Source organism: Roseomonas gilardii (genome assembly GCF_001941945.1).
GTDB lineage: Bacteria > Pseudomonadota > Alphaproteobacteria > Acetobacterales > Acetobacteraceae > Roseomonas.
Genome location: NZ_CP015583.1, coordinates 1,231,932 through 1,248,185 on the forward strand (window position 1 = coordinate 1,231,932; position 16,254 = coordinate 1,248,185).

16 protein-coding genes are annotated in these 16,254 nt (G+C 72.1%); 10 read left to right on the top strand and 6 right to left on the bottom strand.

The window, feature by feature from the left end:
- Positions 1-156 precede the first annotated feature (156 nt).
- Positions 157-1,071, bottom strand: a complete 915-nt coding sequence (gene serB / locus RGI145_RS05455) for a phosphoserine phosphatase SerB (RefSeq protein ID WP_075799862.1) — start codon at positions 1,069-1,071, stop codon at positions 157-159.
- Between the two features lie 60 nt (positions 1,072-1,131).
- Between serB and miaA the strand changes: the two genes are divergently transcribed.
- The 4 genes from miaA to ilvC all read left to right on the top strand — a co-directional run bounded on the left by miaA (position 1,132) and on the right by ilvC (position 5,619).
- The gene (miaA, locus tag RGI145_RS05460) at positions 1,132-2,115 is read left to right on the top strand and encodes a tRNA (adenosine(37)-N6)-dimethylallyltransferase MiaA (protein WP_075797561.1); all 984 of its coding nucleotides are present in this window, start codon (positions 1,132-1,134) and stop codon (positions 2,113-2,115) included.
- A gap of 82 nt (positions 2,116-2,197) precedes the next feature.
- Positions 2,198-3,991 carry an acetolactate synthase 3 large subunit gene (locus RGI145_RS05465; protein ID WP_075797562.1) on the top strand — a complete coding sequence of 598 codons (1,794 nt, stop codon included), beginning with the start codon at positions 2,198-2,200 and terminating at the stop codon, positions 3,989-3,991.
- A 13-nt stretch (positions 3,992-4,004) separates the two neighbouring features.
- Entirely contained in the window at positions 4,005-4,532 is a 528-nt protein-coding gene (gene ilvN / locus RGI145_RS05470) for an acetolactate synthase small subunit (protein WP_075797563.1), read from the top strand.
- A gap of 70 nt (positions 4,533-4,602) precedes the next feature.
- On the top strand, positions 4,603-5,619 hold the full coding sequence (ilvC, locus tag RGI145_RS05475; RefSeq protein WP_075797564.1) for a ketol-acid reductoisomerase: 1,017 nt from the start codon (positions 4,603-4,605) through the stop codon (positions 5,617-5,619).
- A 58-nt stretch (positions 5,620-5,677) separates the two neighbouring features.
- Here the strand turns inward: ilvC and RGI145_RS05480 are convergent, their stop codons facing one another.
- The 5 genes from RGI145_RS05480 to RGI145_RS05500 form a co-directional block, all read right to left on the bottom strand.
- Complete coding sequence (locus RGI145_RS05480) at positions 5,678-7,297, bottom strand: ABC transporter substrate-binding protein (protein WP_075797565.1); 1,620 nt, start codon at positions 7,295-7,297, stop codon at positions 5,678-5,680.
- 47 nt (positions 7,298-7,344) lie between these two features.
- Complete coding sequence (locus RGI145_RS05485; protein ID WP_075797566.1) at positions 7,345-7,749, bottom strand: DUF2155 domain-containing protein; 405 nt, start codon at positions 7,747-7,749, stop codon at positions 7,345-7,347.
- Positions 7,750-7,757: 8 nt separating this feature from the next.
- On the bottom strand, positions 7,758-7,985 hold the full coding sequence (locus tag RGI145_RS05490; RefSeq protein ID WP_075797567.1) for a hypothetical protein: 228 nt from the start codon (positions 7,983-7,985) through the stop codon (positions 7,758-7,760).
- Positions 7,982-8,518 carry an outer membrane lipid asymmetry maintenance protein MlaD gene (gene mlaD / locus RGI145_RS05495; protein ID WP_075797568.1) on the bottom strand — a complete coding sequence of 179 codons (537 nt, stop codon included), beginning with the start codon at positions 8,516-8,518 and terminating at the stop codon, positions 7,982-7,984. The genes RGI145_RS05490 and mlaD overlap by 4 nt, the downstream gene beginning before the upstream one ends.
- A gap of 78 nt (positions 8,519-8,596) precedes the next feature.
- A complete protein-coding gene (locus tag RGI145_RS05500; protein ID WP_027279955.1) occupies positions 8,597-8,950 on the bottom strand; it encodes an NADH:ubiquinone oxidoreductase subunit NDUFA12 in 354 nt (117 codons plus the stop codon).
- 151 nt (positions 8,951-9,101) lie between these two features.
- Here RGI145_RS05500 and RGI145_RS05505 point away from each other — a divergent pair, with 151 nt between their 5' ends.
- The 6 genes from RGI145_RS05505 (at position 9,102) to RGI145_RS05530 (ending at position 16,211) form a co-directional block, all read left to right on the top strand.
- On the top strand, positions 9,102-10,598 hold the full coding sequence (locus RGI145_RS05505) for a TSCPD domain-containing protein (protein ID WP_075797569.1): 1,497 nt from the start codon (positions 9,102-9,104) through the stop codon (positions 10,596-10,598).
- Between the two features lie 95 nt (positions 10,599-10,693).
- Positions 10,694-11,161, top strand: a complete 468-nt coding sequence (locus tag RGI145_RS05510) for a RidA family protein (protein ID WP_075797570.1) — start codon at positions 10,694-10,696, stop codon at positions 11,159-11,161.
- A gap of 81 nt (positions 11,162-11,242) precedes the next feature.
- Positions 11,243-12,406, top strand: a complete 1,164-nt coding sequence (locus RGI145_RS05515; protein ID WP_075797571.1) for a GNAT family N-acetyltransferase — start codon at positions 11,243-11,245, stop codon at positions 12,404-12,406.
- Positions 12,390-13,355: a DMT family transporter gene (locus RGI145_RS05520; RefSeq protein WP_083670449.1), complete on the top strand. Its 966-nt coding sequence runs from the start codon at positions 12,390-12,392 to the stop codon at positions 13,353-13,355. The genes RGI145_RS05515 and RGI145_RS05520 overlap by 17 nt, the downstream gene beginning before the upstream one ends.
- The gene (locus RGI145_RS05525) at positions 13,352-15,367 is read left to right on the top strand and encodes a DNA/RNA helicase domain-containing protein (protein ID WP_075797572.1); all 2,016 of its coding nucleotides are present in this window, start codon (positions 13,352-13,354) and stop codon (positions 15,365-15,367) included. The genes RGI145_RS05520 and RGI145_RS05525 overlap by 4 nt, the downstream gene beginning before the upstream one ends.
- Complete coding sequence (locus tag RGI145_RS05530; RefSeq protein ID WP_075797573.1) at positions 15,348-16,211, top strand: endonuclease/exonuclease/phosphatase family protein; 864 nt, start codon at positions 15,348-15,350, stop codon at positions 16,209-16,211. Before RGI145_RS05525 ends, RGI145_RS05530 begins: the two co-directional genes overlap by 20 nt.
- The last annotated feature ends 43 nt before the right edge of the window (positions 16,212-16,254 follow it).

Sequence of the window (16,254 nt, forward strand, 5' to 3'; positions counted from 1 at the left end):
ACTTGTTCCGGTGTGGAACGAAGCGGCGGAAGCAGGGCCGGCAAGATGAACGGCGCCTTCCCGGGCGGGGCGTCGCCGAGCGCGCCGGATGGCGGTCTGTGGCAGGCGATCCGCTAGGCAGCCGGCCCGGGGCGACGCCTGACGGGCACGGGGGGGTCAGTCCCCGTCCGGCAGGATCTCGGCGGCTTTGTAGCCCTGGGCATAAAGCACGGCGCGCAGGTCGCCATGATCCACCCGGGCCCGCGCTGCCGCCGCGACCACCGGCTTGGCGTGGTAGGCCACGCCGAGCCCCGCCGCGCCGATCATCGCGAGGTCGTTGGCGCCGTCGCCCACCGCCAGGGTCTCCGCCATGGAAAGCCCGTTCTCCGTGGCGAGGCGGGTGAGGATGGTGAGCTTCGCATCCCGGTCGAAGACCGGCTCCTCGACCCGGCCCAGCAGGCGCTGTCCGTCATCGAGCAGGATGTTCGCGTGATGCGTGGTGAAGCCGCAGAGCTTCGCGATGCGGACGGTGAACCAGGTGAAGCCTCCGGAGGCCAGCGCGCAATGCGCCCCGTTCGCCACCATGGTCCGGACCAGGGCGCGCGCGCCCGGCATGAGATGCGTCTTGGCCCAGGTGGCCTCCAGCGCCTCGACCGACAGCCCTTCCAGCAGTGCCACGCGTTCGCGCAGGGAGGTGGCGAAGTCGATCTCGCCATTCATGCTGCGCTTCGTGATGGCGGCGACCTTCTCGCCCATGCCTGCATAGGCCGCCAGCTCGTCCAGCGTCTCGCTGGTGACGATGGTGCTGTCCATGTCGGCGACCAGCAGGCGCTTGCGCCGTCCGTCCGCCGGCTGGGCGATGGCGTCGATCGGGCGCTCCGCCAGTGCCGCGCGGGCGGCGGCCGAGGCTTGGTCCGGCGCGATGCCGGAGAAGGGAAGGTCCACCGCCTCCCGCTCCGCCAGCCATTCGGGGCGCCCGGTTTCCGCGCCGAGCGCGCGCAGCGCATCGGCCATGACGGGCAGGAGCGAGGGGGACAGCACCGCTTCCGCCACGGAAGCGGGGGCTGCGATCAGGGTCAGGACATGCGACATGCTGGCGGGACCATATTTCACCCCCCCGTGTTTCACCACCTGGGTCCAGGCCATCCCCCGATGCGGCAACCGCCCCTCCTGCTGATCGCCGGCCCGACCGCCAGCGGCAAGTCGGCTCTCGCCCTCGCCATCGCCCGGCAGGTTGGCGGCGCCGTGCTGAATGCGGACAGCATGCAGGTCTATCGCGACCTGCGCATCCTCACCGCCCGCCCGGCGCCGGAGGAGGAGGCCCAGGCGCCGCACCGCCTTTATGGCATACGCGACGCGGCGGAGGCGGCCAGCGCCGCCTGGTGGCGGGGCGAGGCGGAGCGCGCCATCGCGGAGGTCGCGGCGGCGGGGCTCGTGCCGATCCTGTGCGGCGGGACCGGGCTGTACTTCCAGGCGCTGCTGCGGGGGCTGGCGCCGGTGCCGCAGGTGCCGGAGGCTGCCCGCGAGGAGGCGCGCGCCCTCCTGGCGGCGCTGGGGCCCGAGGCGCTGCATGGAAGGCTGGCCGAGGCCGATCCGGACACCGCCGCCCGCCTCCGTCCGGGCGACAGCCAGCGCATCGCCCGGGCCTGGGAGGTCTGGCGCGGCACCGGGCGCGGGCTGGCGGCTTGGCAGGAGATGCCCATTCCCGACCCGCCGCCGGAACGGCCGGTCCTGTCCGTCCTGCTCGACCCGCCGCGCGAGGAACTGCGGGAGGCCATCCGGCGCCGCTGGTCCGCCATGCTGGATCAGGGGGCCATGGAGGAGGTGCGGGCGCTGCTGGCCCGCGGGCTCGACCCGGCCCTGCCAGCCATGCGGGCGCATGGCGTACCGGAGCTCGGGGGCGTGGTGCGCGGCGAGATGACCCTGGAGGAAGCAGGGCGCCGCGCCTGCCTGGCCATCGGCCAGTACACGAAGCGGCAGGCGACCTGGTTCCGCCATCATGATCTCGCGCTGCCCGCTGCGCGGGGGGCAGACCCGAGCGGTTCGCATACGATCCGTGCTCGCTTTACGAGTTCCACGCAATTTTCGGAAAGTCTTCGGGCGAAAATAATATCGTTTGTTGATTCTGCCCGTTGACGCATCACAGCATGCCCCCTAGATGGGCCGCTCCGCGCTGTTACCTTGCGCGGAGCCAGTTCAAGGAAACGGAACCTCGCCGATGTCCGCCACCCTTCCCGCCGCCTCCGACGCCGATGTGATGAACGGCGCCGAGATCGTCCTGCGCGCGCTGAAGGAGCAGGGCGTAGAGGTCATCTTCGGCTATCCGGGGGGCGCCGTCCTTCCGATCTACGACGCGATCTTCCAGCAGAACGCGATCCGCCACGTGCTGGTGCGGCACGAGCAGGCCGCCGTGCATGCCGCCGAGGGCTATGCCCGCTCCACCGGCAAGGTGGGCTGCGTGCTGGTGACCTCCGGGCCCGGCGCCACCAATGCCGTGACAGGGCTGGTGGATGCGCTGCTGGATTCCATCCCGATCGTCTGCCTGACCGGGCAGGTGCCGACGCACCTGATCGGCAACGACGCCTTCCAGGAGGCCGACACCACCGGCATCACCCGTCCGGCGACCAAGCACAACTATCTGGTCAAGCGAATGGAGGATCTGGCGGCGACGGTGCACGACGCCTTCCACATCGCGCGCTCCGGCCGCCCCGGCCCGGTGGTGATCGACCTGCCGAAGGACATCCTGATCGGCAAGGGCCGCTACACCCCGGCCCCGACCGCGCCGCACCGTTCCTACCGCCCGCAGACCGAGCCCTCGGTGGACAGCATCCGCGAGGCCGTGGCGCTGCTGAAGGGCGCCAAACGGCCGATGGTCTATACGGGCGGCGGCATCATCAATGCCGGTCCCGAGGCCAGCGAGCTGCTGACGCGCTTCGTGCGCGAGACCGGCTTCCCGATCACCAACACGCTGATGGGGCTGGGCAGCTATCCGGCCAGCGACCCGCAGTTCCTGGGCATGCTGGGCATGCATGGGACCTTCGAGGCGAACCTCGCCATGCATGGCTGCGACGTGCTGCTGAACATCGGCGCGCGCTTCGACGACCGCGTGACCGGGCGGCTGAACGCCTTCTGCCCGGATGCGAAGAAGATCCACGCCGATATCGACCCGTCCAACATCAACAAGAACGTGGCGGTGGACGTGCCGATCGTGGGCGATGCCGGCGCCGTGCTGCGGGCGCTGACCGAAGCCTGGAAGGCCGATGAGCGCCCGCAGGACCGCGAGGCACTGGCCGCCTGGTGGCGCCAGATCGATGCCTGGCGCGAGACGAAGTGCCTGCGCTATGAGCAGGCGGGCTCGATCATCAAGCCGCAGCACGCGGTGCGCCGGCTCTACGAGCTGACGCTGGAGACCGGGCGCGACACCTTCATCACCACCGAGGTCGGCCAGCACCAGATGTGGGCCGCCCAGTATTTCGGCTTCGAGAAGCCGAACCGCTGGATGACCTCGGGCGGGCTCGGCACCATGGGCTACGGGCTGCCGGCGGCCTCGGGCGTGCAGATCGCGCATCCGGACGCGCTGGTGATCGACATCGCCGGCGAGGCCTCGATCCTGATGAACATCCAGGAGATGGGCACGCTGGCGCAGTACCGCCTGCCGGTGAAGGTCTTCATCCTGAACAACGAGTACATGGGCATGGTGCGGCAGTGGCAGGAGCTGCTGCATGGCGGCCGCTACTCGGAGAGCTATTCCGACGCGCTGCCGGACTTCGTGAAGCTCGCCGAGAGCTTCCACGCCAAGGGGCTGCGCGCCACGAAGGCCGAGGAGCTGGACGACGTGATCCGCGAGATGATCGCCTATCCCGGCCCGGTGATTGCCGACATCGCCGTGGACCCGAAGGAGAACGTCTTCCCGATGATCCCCTCCGGCGCCGCGCATAACGAGATGATCCTGGGCCCGGGCCAGCAGGGGGGCGTCGCCGGCGTCACCGACGAAGGCAAGGTCCTGGTCTGAGAGGCGCGCCGACATGTCCGACCTGAACAGGGCGCCCTTGCAGCGCACGGCCACCATCGCGGTGCTGGTGGAGAACGAGGCGGGCGTGCTCGCCCGCGTCATCGGCCTCTTCTCCGGCCGCGGCTACAACATCGAGAGCCTGACCGTGGCGCCGGTCGATGACGGCAAGCGCCTGTCGCGCATCACCGTCGTCACCTCCGGCACCGACATGGTGATCGAGCAGATCAAGGCGCAGCTCGACCGGCTGGTGCCCGTCCATCGCGTCGCCGACCTGACGCTGGAGGGGCCGCACCTGACGCGGGAGCTGGCGCTGATCAAGGTCGTCGGCCATGGCGAACACCGGATGGAGGCACTGCGCCTCGCCGATGCCTTCCGTGCCCGCGTGGTGGATGCGACGATCGAGAGCTTCGTCTTCGAGATGACCGGCGCCGCCGAGAAGATCGATGCCTTCATCGAGCTGATGCGCCCGCTCGGTCTCGCCGAGGTTTCGCGTACCGGCGCGGTCGGCATCGCGCGCGGCACGCGGAGCCTCGCCACCTGAACCGGCGGCCGGGGCAACGCCCCCGGCCCGCCCCGGATTTTCGTCCAACCCTTGAGGGGAGTGCGCGGATATGCGCGTGTATTACGACCGCGATGCGGATGTGGGCCTGATCAAGAACCGCAAGGTCGCGGTGATCGGATTCGGCAGCCAGGGCCATGCCCATGCCATGAACATGCGCGACAGCGGCGTGAAGGAGGTCGTGATCGGCCTGCGCCCGGGCGGCTCCGCCCAGAAGGCCGAGGCCGCCGGCTTCAAGGTCATGAGCCCCGCCGAGGCCGCCAAGTGGGCCGATCTGGTGATGGTGCTGACCCCCGACGAGGGCCAGGGCGACCTGTACCGCGACCACCTGCACGAGAACATGCGCGAGGGCGCGGCACTGGCCTTCGCGCACGGGCTGAACATCCACTTCAACCTGATCGAGCCGCGCTCCGACATCGACGTGTTCATGATCGCGCCGAAGGGCCCCGGCCATACCGTGCGCGGCGAGTACCAGAAGGGCGGCGGCGTGCCATGCCTCGTGGCCGTGCACCAGAACCCCTCGGGCAACGCGCTGGAGATCGCGCTCTCCTATGCCTGCGCCGTCGGCGGCGGCCGTTCGGGCATCATCGAGACGACCTTCAAGGAAGAGTGCGAGACCGACCTGTTCGGCGAGCAGGTGGTGCTCTGCGGCGGGCTGGTCGAGCTGATCCGCGCCGGTTTCGAGACGCTGGTCGAGGCGGGCTATGCCCCCGAGATGGCCTATTTCGAGTGCCTGCACGAGGTGAAGCTGATCGTCGACCTCATCTACGAGGGCGGCATCGCCAACATGAACTACTCCATCTCCAACACCGCGGAGTATGGCGAGTACGTGACCGGCCCCCGCATCATCACGCCGGAGACCAAGGCGGAGATGAAGCGCGTCCTGACCGACATCCAGAGCGGCAAGTTCACCCGCGACTGGATGCTGGAGAACAAGGTCAACCAGGCTTCCTTCAAGGCCACGCGCCGCCGTCACAGCGAGCACCAGATCGAGGCCGTGGGCGAGAAGCTGCGCGGCATGATGCCCTGGATCACCAAGGGCAAGCTGGTGGACAAGGCCAAGAACTGAGCCTGACGTGAAAAGGGCCCCGGGAGCGATCCCGGGGCCCTTTCGCATTCCGCGCCGGTCAGCCCCGGCGCAGGCCCCAGAAGACCGGCGCGCCCTTCACCATGCCGGTGAGGTTGCTGCGATAGGCCGTGTTCTGGGTGAAGAGGCCGAGCGGGATGAAGGGCACATCCGCGAAACCGGCCTCCTGCATCTGCCGGCCGATCTCCGCCTGCTCGCCCTCCGGCGCGTCGAACCAGCGGTCGCGCAGGGACTCCAACCGCTCGCTCGCCGGCCAGCCGACGATGGAGCGGCGCCCGCTGCCGCGCAGGTAGTTGTGTGCGGCGGGGTTCATCCAGCTCGCGCCCGAGGTGCTGATGCAGGTGACGTTCCAGCCGCCCCGGTCCGGGGGTTCCTGGTTGGCGATGCGGCGGATGAAGGTGCCGAAATCCATCGCCTGCACGTCGAGCTTCAGGCCGCAGCGTTTCAGCAGGTCCGCCGCCACGGCGTTCAGCGCGGTCACGGAGGGATAGTCGGTGGGGTGGATCAGCACCACCGGCTCGCCGCGATAGCCGGCGGCCTCCAGCGCCCGGCGCGTGGCTGCGATGTCGCGCGGGCCGGCGAGTGCCGCCATGCCCGCATCGCTCGCCATGGCGGAACCGGGCAGGAAGAAGCCCAGATCGTCCCGCCAGAGGCTGCGGTCGTCGCCGGCCACCGCCTGCATGAAATCCGCCTGCCGCACCGCGCCGAGCAGGGCGTGCCGGACGGCTGGATCGCTGAAAGGCGGGTAGAGCTGGTTGAAGCGCATGAAGCAGGGCGAGCCCGCCGTATCCAGCACCTCCAGCCGGATGTCGCGGTGCCGGGCGAGCATGGGCGTCAGGTCGGCGGGCGGCTGTTCCCACCAGTCGATCTCGCCCCGTTGCAGCGCCGCCGCGGCGGTGCCCGGATCGGGCATGGAGATCCACTCCACGCGCTCCAGATGCACCTGCTTCGGCCCGGCGAGCAGGCTGGGCGCGCCGCCCTCGCGCGGCACATAGCCGTCGAAGCGCTCATAGACCGTGCGGGCGCCGACCACCCGTTCCGCCGCCACGAAGCGGAAGGGACCGCTGCCCACCATCTCCGTCACCTGCATGCCGGGATCGGTGAGGGCCAGGCGCTCCGGCATGATGAAGCAGTTCATCGTCCCGGGCTTGCCCAGCGCCTCGGCCAGCATGGGGAAGGCGCGCTTCAGCCGGAAGACGATGCGCGCGTCGTCGGGGGCGGACAGCTCCTCCGTGGTGGCCAGCAGCGCCATGCCGAAGGTGTCGCGCGCCCCCCAGCGGCGGATGCTGGCCACCGCGTCGCGCGCCCGCACCGGCTCCCCATCGTGGAAGCGCAGGCCGGGGCGCAACGTGATGGTCCAGCGACGCCCGTCCTGATCGATCTCATGCCCGGCGGCCATCTGCGGCTGCACCCGCAGGTCGGCATCCATGCCGTAGAGCGTGTCGAAGACCATCAGCGCGTGGTTGCGCGTGACCACGCCCGGCGTCCAGTGCGGGTCCAGGATGGTGAGATCGGCCTGGGCGACGAAGCGCAGCGGCGCCGCCTGGGCATGAGCGAGGCGCGGCGCGGCCAGGGACGGCAGGGCGAGGGCAGCGCCCAGGCCGGCGAGGACGCGGCGGCGCCCCGGCTTCGGGTCAGGGGATGGATCGGGGGTCTTCATGCCGGAAAGGCTGCGGTCGCCTTCCCGTAGCCGTCAATCGGCCGTGGTCAGCGGCACTCCAGGATGCGGAGGTCGTAGACCGGGTGTTCCAGCATGTTCACGGCCGGGGCATTCGCCAGCATCCAGCCCCGGAAGGCCGGGGGCGCATCCCTGGGGGCCAGCGTGTCCCGCACCTCGATGAAAGCGGCCGCGTCCGGCACCTCGTCGGGCGGGTGGTAGTCGCAGGCACGGACGGTGATGCTGAGCGTGCCGAACTTCGTCGGCCTGTCCACCGCCGCATCCAGCACGGTGACCTGGGCGGTCACCTTGTCGAGCGCCTGGAGCTTCGCGGTCTTGCCGGGGATCCAGTTGGCGGATTCCTGGGCCCTGGCATCCCCGGTGCCGGACGGCAGGGGGCCGGCGGGCAGCAGGATGGCGGCGAGCAGCAGCGTGGGAAGGAGGGCGACCCGCATCGGCGCGCTCAGACCCTCGGTTGGCGGGGGGAGGGCAGGGCGTCCACCACCCCGTGCAGCAGCCGGCGCATCGCCGTCTCGTCCACCCCCATCAGCACCGCATCCTCGAAGGCATCTCGGAGCACCTGGACGAGCTCCTCATGGTTCTCGCCCAGCACCTTCAGCTTGTCGCGGCAGGACAGGGGTTGGCCGTCCTGGCCGGGCCAGAGCTCCGGCGGCTGCAGCCCTCCGCTCACGGGCGCCGGGCTCCGGCAGGACCATTCCCAACGGGGGCGGGCTGGCCGTTCGCGGGGGCTTCCTCCTCGGGCTTGGCGGAGTTCATCTGGGTCACCGAGAAGATGAACTTGCCCAGCAGGGCCTCCAGGCTGACGGAGGACTGGGTGATGCTGATCTCCGAACCGTCCCGCAGGTCCTTGTCGCTGCCGCCGGGGACCAGGGCGATGTACTTGCCGCCCAGCAGGCTTTCCGAGGTGATCTCGGCCGAGGTGTCGTCGGGCAGCTTCAGCCCGGAATCCACCTGCATCGTCACCACCGCGAGGAAGGTCTGCGGATCGATGCGCTCCTGCGTCACGCTGCCCACCCGCACGCCGGCGATGCGGACGTCGGAGCCGGGGGCGAGGCCGTCGATCCGGTCGAAGCGCGCGTGCAGCGTCATTCCGGTGCTGGTGGTGGACCGGCCGGAATTCGTGGCGGCATAGGCGAGAAACACCACGGCGACGACCAGCACGATAGCGCCGGCCGCGAGCTCGGCGAGGCTGCGTCCCTTCAAATCACGATCCTTATCCGACGGGGCGGAACGGGTGCCCGGAAATCCCGGAAGGCCAGGGCCCGGCCATCCGGCATGCCATCACGCGCCGGGCGTCCAGGCCTCGTAGTCGCCCGCGGTGTTCGGACGCTCCCCGCCCTTGTAGTCATGGCCGGGCGGCCGATAGGCGAGCGCGGTGCCGGTCATGTTCGGCTGGTGGTCGAGCTGCCAGGGATAGCGGCGGCTCTCGTCCAGCCGCGGCGTGGCATGGTGCAGCCAGCCGTGCCATTCCGGCGGCACGTTGGTGGCCTCCGCCTTGCCCGCATACACCACCCAGCGGCGGGTGTGGTTGAAGCCGGGCACGACGTTGCGGCTCTCGAAATACAGGTTCCCGTGGCGGTCGGTGCCGACCTTCCGGCCCTTGAAGCCGGAGCACAGGCGCATGAGCATGGACATGGGCTTTGGGGCCTCCTGGCACCGCCATATGGCATGCGGGCGCCGCGCGTGAAAGGCCGCGCTTTTCCTACCGTATCTGGTGGCGGTTGACTCCGGGCGTCACCACATGTTGCTTCACCGGCGGGAATTTCCTTTCGGGGGCAGGACAGTCATGCAGAGGCTCGCAGGCACCGTGTGGTCCGACGTGACGCTGCGCCGCACCCGCGGCCGGGCGGATCCGGATGCGCCGTCCCGCGCCGTGGCCCTGCCCGCGGCCTGGGAGGACGGCGCCGCTGACGCCCTGGCCGCCCTGGTGCCGGAGGCGGGTTCCGGCGCCCGCTCCCTTTCCCTGGTCTCCCTGGCGGAGGCCTGGATCCGCCGCGCCGCCGCAGGCGCCGCCGCGCTCGGCCTCCCGGAGGCCGGGTCGCTGGCCGAGGCGTTGCGGGCGCTGTTGCTGGCCCGGCGTGGCGCCCCCGGTGCCTCCATCTGGCGCGACTCGACCGAGGAGGAGCCGCGTTTCGTGCTGAACCTCCCCGCTTTCCTGGAAGCCCCGGCGGGCTTCGACTCGGCCGGCTATGCGCAGGCGGTCCGTCTCGCGGTGCTGGCGCTGGAGGGACTGTCCGCCGGACGTGCGCGCCGGCTGCGGATCGGCTTCGCCGATCTCGCGGGGCTGCTGGCCGGGCTGGGACTCGACTATGAGAGCCGCGAGGCGCGCGAGGTGGCCCAGGCCATCTCTGCCCTGACCCGGGGCGCCGCCGAGGCGGCCAGCGGTGAATGCGCCGCCATGCTGGGAGAGCGTGCGCCGGTGACGCTCTTCGCGCCGCCGCCGCCCGCCGCCTGCGTGGTGCCCGGGCTGGCGGAAGCCGCGCGCGAGGCGCTGGACGCCGCCGCCGGCGCGCCTGGGCTGCGGCATGAATCGCTCTTCGCCCTTTGCCCTGCCGATGCGGTGGAGGCTCTGCTCGGCGCCGAGTCGGCCGGCCTCGCCCCCGCCGCTGGGCCCAGCCGACTGACCGATGCGGGCGGGGAGGAGCCCACCGCCGCTGCGCGCCGCGCCGGATCGCGGGCCGAGGCGCTGCTGGCGCCGCGTGGCCCGGAGGCCCGGGCGGCGATGCAGGCTGCGGTGGAGCCTTTCCTCCATGCCGGGGCTCCGGCGCCGGTCGCCGCCTCGGAACGGCCCCGCCCGGCCCCGATGCCCGCCCCGACCCGCGCTGCGGCGCGCGGGCAGGTCTGGAAGGTGTCCATCGCCGGGCACAAGGTCACGCTGCGGACCGCCGAGCATCCGGACGGCACGCTGTCCGAGGTCTCGCTGACGCTGGCCAAGGACAGCGCGGCCTTCCGGGGCGTGCTGGACGCGCTGTGCCAGTCCGTCTCGCTGGGCCTCGCCCGGGGCGTGCCGCTGGCGGAATTCGTGCAGGCCCATGCCTATACGCGCTTCGGCCCGGCTGGGGTGGTGGAGGGCGACCCGCGGATTGCCCGGGCCACCTCGATCCTGGACTGGGGGTTCCGGCGCCTGGCGCTGGAATACCTGGAAGGGCCGGCCCTGGCGGACCCGACCGAGGAGGAATGCGGCGCCGAGCTGGGCGCGGCGGCGGGCGAGCAGCCGCTGCTGCCGCTGGAGGCTCCCGCCGGGCCCAAGGCGCGGCGGCGCAGCCTGCGGTTGGTGGGCTGAGGAAACCCGGGTTGGGGGTTTCCCAGGCTGGCGGTTTCCCGGGCCGCGTGGCCCGGTCTATGACGGCCCCCGGTTCTCTTCCGAGGAGCATGTCCATGTCCGGCCCGATCGACGCCCGCCTGCGGGAACTCGGCATCACCCTGCCCGAGCCTGCCACGCCCATCGCCAACTATGTGCCCGCGGTGATCACCGGGTCGCTGCTGGTGGTGTCCGGCCAGATCCCGATGCAGGAGGGGAAGATCGCCGTCACCGGCAAGCTGGGCCAGGGCGTCAGCCCCGAGGCCGGGCGCGAGGCGGCGCGGACCTGTTTCCTCAACGTGCTGGCCCAGGCCCGGGCGGCGCTGGGCGGCGATCTCGGCCGGGTGAAGCGCGTGGTGCGGCTGGGCGGCTTCATCGCCTGCACGCCGGATTTCACCCAGCATGCGGTGGTGATGAACGGCGCCTCCGACCTGGCGGTGGAGGTCTTCGGCGAGGCCGGCCGCCATGCGCGCTCGACCATCGGCGTGCCCTCGCTGCCCGGCGACGCGGCGGTCGAGGTCGAGGCGATGATCGAGATCGCCTGATCCGGAAGCCCCGGCTCCGCCCTCTGCCGCATCGCAGCGGCGGGAACTTGCGCTGGCCGGGGGAGGGCGCACATTGGGCCCATGCCTGATGGCGCGCCCGAACTGACGCTGACCCTGCATCCGCGCATCGCAGAGATTCCCGCCGCCGAGTGGGATGCCTGCGCGGGGGACGAGAATCCCTTCGTCTCCCATGCCTTCCTCTCGGCGCTGGAGGATAGCGGCTCGGCCGGCGGCAGGACGGGCTGGCTGCCGCAGCACGCGGCGCTGCGCGATGCGGGCGGCACGCTGCTCGCGGTGGCGCCCGCCTATGCCAAGAGCCATTCCTATGGCGAGTACGTCTTCGACTGGGGCTGGGCGCGCGGCTTCGAGCAGGCGGGCGGGCGCTACTATCCCAAGCTCCAGGTGGCGGTGCCCTTCTCCCCCGTGCCGGGCCCGCGCCTGCTGACCCGCCCCGGTGGCGGCGTGCCGGTGGCGGCGCTGGCCCAGGGGTTGCGGCAGGCGGTGGCCGATCTGGGGCTTTCCTCCTGCCACGTCACCTTCTGCACCGGCGCGGAGTGGGAGGCGCTGGGCGAGGCGGGCTGGCTGCGGCGTCTGGGCACGCAGTTCCACTGGGCCAACCCGGGTTATGCCAGCTTCGACGACTTCCTGGGTGCCCTGTCCTCGCGTAAGCGCAAGACGCTGCGGCGGGAAAGGCGGGACGCGCAGGCGGCCGGGCTGCGCTTCCGCGCGCTGCGGGGCGCCGAGATCACGCCGGAGCACTGGCGCGTCTTCCACCGGTGCTATCGCCACACCGTGGACCGCAAGTGGGGCGATGCCTACCTGAAGCCGCGCTTCTGGCCGCTGCTCTCCGAGCGGCTCGGCGACCGCGTGGTGCTGATGGTGGCGGAGCGCGATGGCGAGCCGGTGGCGGGGGCGCTGAACCTGATCGGGCGGGACGCCCTCTACGGGCGCAACTGGGGCTCGCTGGTCGAGGCGCCCTTCCTGCACTTCGAGCTCTGCTACTACCAGGCCATGGACTTCGCCATCGCGCATGGCATCCCGCGCGTGGAGGCCGGGGCGCAGGGCGAGCATAAGATCCAGCGCGGCTACCTGCCGGTGCCGACCTATTCCGCGCACTGGATCGAGCATGCCGGGCTGCGTCGTGCCGTGGCGGGCTTCCTGAATCAGGAGCGTCCGGCCATGCTGGCGGAGATGGAGGCGCTGGCCCTGGCCTCGCCCTTCCGCCGGGATGGACAAGAGGACTGACGCCACCACCGATGCCGGCTTCACCAGTGCCGCGGGGCGAGCGCCCGGCGCCGCGATGCTGACCGCCTATGCCCAGCTCGCCGGGTCGATGATCCTCACCGGGGTCAATGTCGGCGTCGCTAAGACCCTGGCCGGCGCGCTGCCCATCGCCATGATCCTCGGCCTGCGCTGCCTGCTGGCCGTCGCGGTGCTGCTGCCGCTGTCGCTCTGGCGGGACGGGCTGCGCCCGCCGCCGCGCGGCGCCCTGCTGAACCTGTTCTGGCAGGCGCTGCTGGGCACGGTGCTCTACAACGCCGCGCTGCTGCTCGGCCTGCGCCTGACCACGGCGCTGGAGGGCGGGCTGATGCTGGCGGCCATCCCTGCGGTGGTGGCGCTGGGCGCGGCGCTGCTGCTGCGGGAACGGCTGACGCCGCGCGGCTGGGCGGCGGCCCTGCTGGCGGCGGGCGGGATCGGTGCCGTCACCCTGGCCCGGAGCGGGGGCGGCGGTTCCGGGGGCGGCAGCCTCGCGGGCAATGCGCTGGTGCTGCTGGCCGTCTGTGGCGAGGCCGCCTATGCGCTGCTGTCCAAGCGCCTCGCCGGGCGCATGCCGGTGCTGACCGCGAGCCTGTGGATGCAGATCTTCTCCGCCATGCTGCTCCTGCCCGCCTGGCTGCCCCTGGCCATCCCCTGGCCGGGCGCGGCCGGCGTGCTGGCCGATCCGCTCCTGGCCGGCCTGCTGGTCTTCCACGGGCTGACGGCGAGCGTGTTCAGCCTGCTGCTCTGGTATTCCGGCCTGCGCCGCGCCCCGGCGGGCCTGGCGGGCGTCTTCATGGCCTTCCTGCCTGCCTCGGCGGCGGTGACGGCGGTGCTGTTCCTGGGGGAACCGATGACCACGGCGCATCTCGCCGGCTTCGCCCTGATGCTGGCCAGCCTGCTGCTGGCGACCTGGCCGGCGCGGCGGCGCGCATGAGGGCCTGGTTCGCCTGCACCGGCGCGGAACTGTTGCGGACCGAAGCCGCCGATGTCGCCGGACGCCTCGCGGCGGCACAGACCCGGCGCGGCTTCGACGCCACCTATGCCCAGCTCGCCGCCTGGGAAGCCTCGGCGGCCCTGCTGCGCGAGGCGGTGGCACAGGCGGGTGGCGAGGACTGGACCCTGGCCTTCGAATACGAGCTGCTGCGCCTGGAGAAGCGCATCGACGCCGTGGTGCTGACCGACCGCGCGATCCTGGTGCTGGAGTTCAAGGGGGAGGGCTTCTCCCCCGCCGACCTGCGGCAGGTGGAGGACTACGCGCTGGACTTGCGCGACTTCCATGCCGGCAGCCGGGCGCATCCGATCGTGCCCGTGCTGGTGCCGCTGCTGGCGCTGGACCAGGGGGCGCAGCAGCTCAGCCTGCTCTGGCACGCGGTGGTGCCGCCGCTGCGTGCCAATGCGCGCGGCCTGCCCGCCTTGCTGTCCGCCGTGCAGGCTTCCGTCCCGGCCCCGGCCATGCCGCTGGATGGGGCATCCTGGCTCGCCGCCCCCTATCGCCCGGTGCCGACGATCGTGGAGGCCGCCACCATGCTCTATGCCCGGCACGGGGTGGCGGAGATCGCGGCGGCCCGTTCGGACGCCGCCAACCTGACCCGCACCACGGAGGCCATCGCGCGGGCGCTGGACGAGGCCCGGCGCGATGCGGCGCGGGTGGTGATCTTCGTCACCGGCATCCCCGGCGCGGGCAAGACGCTGTGCGGGCTGAACGCGGTCTTCGGCGCGGCACGGCTGGACGGCGCGGCCTTCCTGACCGGCAACGTGCCGCTGGTCGGCGTGCTGCGCGCCGCGCTGGCCCAGGATGCGGTGGCGCGCGGTGCCTGTGGCCGGGAGGAGGCGGAGCGGCGGGTGAAGTCGGCGCTGCAGAACGTCCATGCCTTCCTGGCCGAACATGCGGGTGACCCGCGGCATGGACCGCCGCCGGAACGGCTGATCGTCTTCGACGAGGCGCAGCGTGCCTGGGACGCGAGGCAGGCGAGCCGCGACACGCAGCGGCGCAAGGCCGTGCTGACCATGAGCGAACCCGCCCATACGCTGGAGATCATGGCGCGGGCCGAGGGCTGGTCGGCCATCGTCGCGCTGATCGGCCAGGGGCAGGAGATCAACACGGGCGAGGCCGGGCTGGCGGAATGGGGCCGTTGCATCGCCGCCGACGGGCGCTGGCGTGCGGTGGCCGCGCCGCATGTGCTGGGGGCCGCCGATCCGGTGCAGCGCCTCGCCCCCGGGCCGGTGCCCTGGCTGCGGCTCGATCCGGCGCTCGACCTGACCGTGCCGATCCGCGGCATCCGCAGCGCCGCCGTCGCGCCCTGGGTGGAGGCCGTGCTGGACGGGCGCGGCGCCGAGGCCGCGCACATCGCGGCGGAGGCCGAGGGCGGGCTGCCGGTCTTCCTCACCCGCGACCTGGGTGCCCTGCGGTGGGCCCTGCGCGACTTCGCGCGGGGCGAGAGGCGGGCCGGTATCCTGCGCAGTTCCGGCGCGCGCCGCCTGCGTGGCGACGGCTTCGGCGAGGAGGTGCCGGCGCCGGCGGTGGCGGACTGGTTCCTGCGCCGCTGGCCGGATGTGCGCGCCTCCGACGCGCTGGAGACCGGCGCGACGGAATATGCCTGTCAGGGGCTGGAGCTGGATGTGGCGGGGCTGGCCTGGGGTGGCGACTTCCTGCCCGCCGGTGCATCGGGGTGGCAGGCACGCCGCTTCCTCGGCAGCGCCTGGCAACTGGTGCGCCAGGCGCAGGAGCGCGACTTCATCCGCAACACCTATCGCGTGCTGCTGACGCGGGCGCGCTACGAGACGGTGATCTGGGTGCCCCGCGGCGACGCGGCGGACCGGACGCGCGACCCGGCGGCGCTGGACCTGCTGGCGGCCCGGCTGTTCCGCTGCGGCGCGCGGAGCCTGGACGAGACCCTGGTGGAGCCGCCGGAACCGGAGATGGAAGATGCGCCGTCTCTTCTCTAGCCTCGCCGTTCTCCTCCTCCTCGCGGCGCCGGCCCGGGCCGGGGAGATCAAGCTGGCGACATGGAACCTGAACTGGCTCACCACGCGCGGGCCGGGCGATCCGCTGCTGCCGCCCGAACTGCCCGGCCGCGGCGCGGAGGATTTCGCGCGCCTGCGCCTTTATGCCCAGCGGCTGGCGGCGGATGTGCTGGCGCTGGAGGAAGTGGATGGGCCGGAAGCGGCGGCGCGGCTGCTGGACCCGGCGGAATGGCGCTTCTTCTTCGCCGACGAGCATGATGTGCAGCGTGTCGGCATCGCCGTGCGCCGCCGCCTGCGGGCGCGGCAGAATCCCGATCTCGCCGCGCTGGACCGGGCGCCGGAGGCGCGGTTCAGCCTGCGGCGGGGCGTGGATGTGACGGTCGAGGGGCCGGGTGGCGCCCCGCTGCGGCTGCTGGCGGTGCATCTCAAGGCCGGCTGTCGCCAGGGGGCCTTCCTGGAAGGCGACCGGGAATGCACGATCCTGGGCGAGCAGGCGGGCATCCTCGCGGACTGGATCGCGGCGCGGCAGGCGGAGGGCGGCGGCTTCGCCGTGCTGGGCGACTTCAACCGGCGCTTCCAGGGGCCGCGCGATGCCTTCCTGCGCCGGATCGCGAAGCGCGGCACGCTGCTCCGCACCACGGAGGGGCGTTCCGATCCCTGCTGGGGCGGGCGGGACTTCATCGACCACATCCTGCTCGGCGGCGCGGCGCGGGACTGGCTGGTGCCGGACAGCCTGCGCGTGCTGGTCTATGCGGAGCGCGAGCCGGGCTGGAAGGAACGCCTGTCGGATCACTGCCCCGTCTCGGTCCGCCTGGACCTGCCGTGAACGAGGAAGCGCCCGCCCGGACGCGGCGGTCAACGGTGCCGTC